This window comes from Bradyrhizobium erythrophlei (genome assembly GCF_042430365.1).
In the GTDB taxonomy this organism is placed as follows: domain Bacteria; phylum Pseudomonadota; class Alphaproteobacteria; order Rhizobiales; family Xanthobacteraceae; genus Bradyrhizobium; species Bradyrhizobium erythrophlei.
Window position 1 is genome coordinate 1 of the sequence record NZ_JBHMET010000174.1, and the last position, 2783, is coordinate 2783.

Annotated in this window: 2 protein-coding genes; both read right to left on the reverse strand. The window is 59.8% G+C overall.

Annotated elements, in window-relative coordinates; all coding sequences use genetic code 11:
* Positions 1-260 precede the first annotated feature (260 nt).
* Positions 261-2051, reverse strand: a complete 1791-nt coding sequence (locus tag ACFFWD_RS25515; RefSeq protein ID WP_376969770.1) for an adenylate/guanylate cyclase domain-containing protein — start codon at positions 2049-2051, stop codon at positions 261-263.
* Positions 2052-2506: 455 nt separating this feature from the next.
* On the reverse strand, positions 2507-2783 hold a 277-nt coding region (locus tag ACFFWD_RS25520), incomplete at its 5' end, for a hypothetical protein (protein WP_376969772.1).

Here is a 2783-nt window from a genome sequence, read left to right on the forward strand (position 1 = left end):
TCGGACGGATCGAGCAGAACGTCCAGTTGCATTCTGACGAGGTCGTCGGAATCCCTTTCAAGGCATCATGCTCGGCGGATCTGGGACATCTAGTCACCGCCGTGCTACCGGCTTGATTTTTAAGTCATGCAGCACGCAAGCCCGGTCCGGTTTTGGCCCATCGCTTCAGTTAGCGCAGTGCAGCGATATGTTCGCAGTTGAGGGTGGACCGGAAGTAGCTGGCCGACTGTAAAAACGACGCGAATGACCCAACGCGGACATCACCCCTCCGGCACCCCAGCTATGCGCATGCCCTCATTGATGCGCTCGCGCCCGGCGAGGAAGGTCGGATTGTCGCTCGGTGCGTTCATGCGCAATCGACGGATGGTGAAGCCTGGATTGAGCGCGAGCCCCGCCTGCGCGGCGGTCCGTGCCTCATCCAGCGACCCGAGCAGCGCCAGCGCGCTGGCGAGCTGGAAGTGCGCGACCGGGAAATTGCGGTTGGCATCGATGCTTCGTCGTAGCCAACCGACCGCTTCGGCATAGGCACCGAGATGTATCTTGGCAAGGCCTACAGTTTGCATCCACCGGTAGGCAAAGATATCTCGCGGGGAGAGACGGAAAGCCTCAAGTATATGACCTTCGCTCTCGGCAGCGCGACCCATAAGGCATTTGGCGAAACCGATATCGGCATGAGCACTCGCCAAATTGCGATCAAGCGCTAAGGCCTGCTGGCATTCAGCAATCCCTTGGGCGGCGCGGTTTGTAAAAATGTAGGCGTCACCCAAGACCCGGTGGGCCAGCGCATGGTCCGGGGCCAACGAAAGCGCTTTGATCGCATTTGCTTCGGCTGCCGAACAGCGCGCGGCCAAATCATCGGTCAAAAAGCTGGCGCCACTTGCTAAATTGACCTGCGCCGTGCCGACCAGCGCTTCGATAGATCGGGGATCGATGGCCAAGGCACGTTGGTAAAAGCTGCCTGCTTGCGCCATGTGCTCCGGGGTTAGCCCCTTGTTGAACCAAGCCCTGCCCTGAAAATACAAATCCATAGCGTCGGGATGCAGCGAACCCTCCGCCCGTCGCGCCTCAGCCTCGATGAGTTGGGCATTCAGTGTGTTCGCGAGCCGCGAGACGATTTCGTCCTGCAGATCGAACAGATCGGCGACCGGCTTATCGAACCGCTCGGCCCACAGGTGATTGCCAGTTCCGGCGTCGATCAGCTGCACGTTCACCCGAAGCTGCTTTGCGCTCGGCTGCACCGAACCTTCAAACACGTAGCGGATGTTCAACTCGCGCCCGATCTTCCTGAGATCGAGCGCCTTGCCTTTGTAGGTAAATGCAGTGTGTCGACCGATCACGAATGAGCCGGAGATGCGCGACAAGTCGGTGGTCAAACTCTCGGTCACACCATCAACGAAATAGTCTTGCTCGGGGTCGCCGCTGAGATTGGCAAAAGGCAACACGACGATGGAAAGACGAGGCGGCGAAAGCAGGCCTGGCCTCGCACGCTCAGCCTCTGTCGCCTGGCCAGGTTGATCCCAGACCGCGGCGTAGGTCCGGACTGGGCGGGCGATGTTTTTGAGGCTCTGCTCGCCCAAATCGGCGAACTCAACCCCAACCTTGCCGCGGACTTGATCGTAGGCAGAAGACGAGATGCAAATGCCGCCGGGGTCGGCGATGCTCTCAAGCCGTGCCGCGATATTGACGCCGTCCCCAAAGATATCATGAGGCTCGACAATGACATCGCCGATGTTGACCCCCACGCGGAAAGCAATGCGCCTGTCCTCGACCTCATCGATTGTGAGTTCGATGATGCGAGTCTGGAACTGCACCGCGGCCCGAACCGCTTCGACCGCACTGGCAAACTCCGCCAAGAACCCGTCCCCGGTATTCTTCACGATGCGGCCGCCGTGTTCGGCGATTGCGGGGTCGACAGCATTCGTTAGTAGCGCAGTCAGTTTGGCATGCGTAGCCTCTTCGTCGATGTGCATGAGCCGCGAGTAGCCAGCCACGTCGGCAGCCAATATCGCTGACAATCTGCGTTCGACCCGGACTGGCCGCTCTTGCACCATGGCCCGCAATCCAACCGACAACGTACTGTAGACGGATCACACGACAGTGCCAAACGCGCTTTGACGGGGGGCCATAGGCTGATATGGGCCCTGCCACCGGTTGGAATGTCAGCCGCGCTGACCGATGTTTTCTGCGGATATGTGAACATTTCGAAAACACGCACCGGCATCTCGTCTAATGGCCGAGGGCCGATTGCTGAAGCCTCGATCTACGTCGGTTGTTGGCCCTTCTCTGACTTGTGGGTCCGGCCGAACGTCCGGTTTGCACCAAAACCTGCCGCGCTGACGGTCGGCCGGGACTAGGAATTCGACAACGTCGGACGACGGGGACTCGTAGTTGTCTTAAACTAGACTCCCAAATCCTTTTAATATGCCAACTTAGAAGTATTGAACTTCTTGTTCCGCCAGACTCGAAGTTGGCCTTAGAGAGCACAATCGTATCTCGAGATACGCAACTAGCGGTCTCTCCCTTTGTCCTTCTCTGGCTTCGCCACCTCGCGCTGCGGCTTGTCCGCGAACTCCGGCGGCAGGCTCACCCCAGCCTTACCGGCGTCGAGCTGCGCCTGGACGTACTTCTTGGCCTCGATGAACTCACGGTGCCGCGTCTGCGGGTCGTCGTAGCGGCTCCGCAGATCGGTCTCGGCCTGGCCCAGCGCGGCCACGGCGGCCGCGAGCTCCGGATGCGCCTTGAGCGTTTCCGGCATTTGCTCCGGCCTCATCAACCGCTCGAAC

What these genes read in the sequence shown, in the direction of transcription:
- ACFFWD_RS25515 (WP_376969770.1), bottom strand. Translation starts at nt 2,051, where the DNA reads ATGGTGCAAGAGCGGCCAGTCCGGGTCGAACGCAGATTGTCAGCGATA.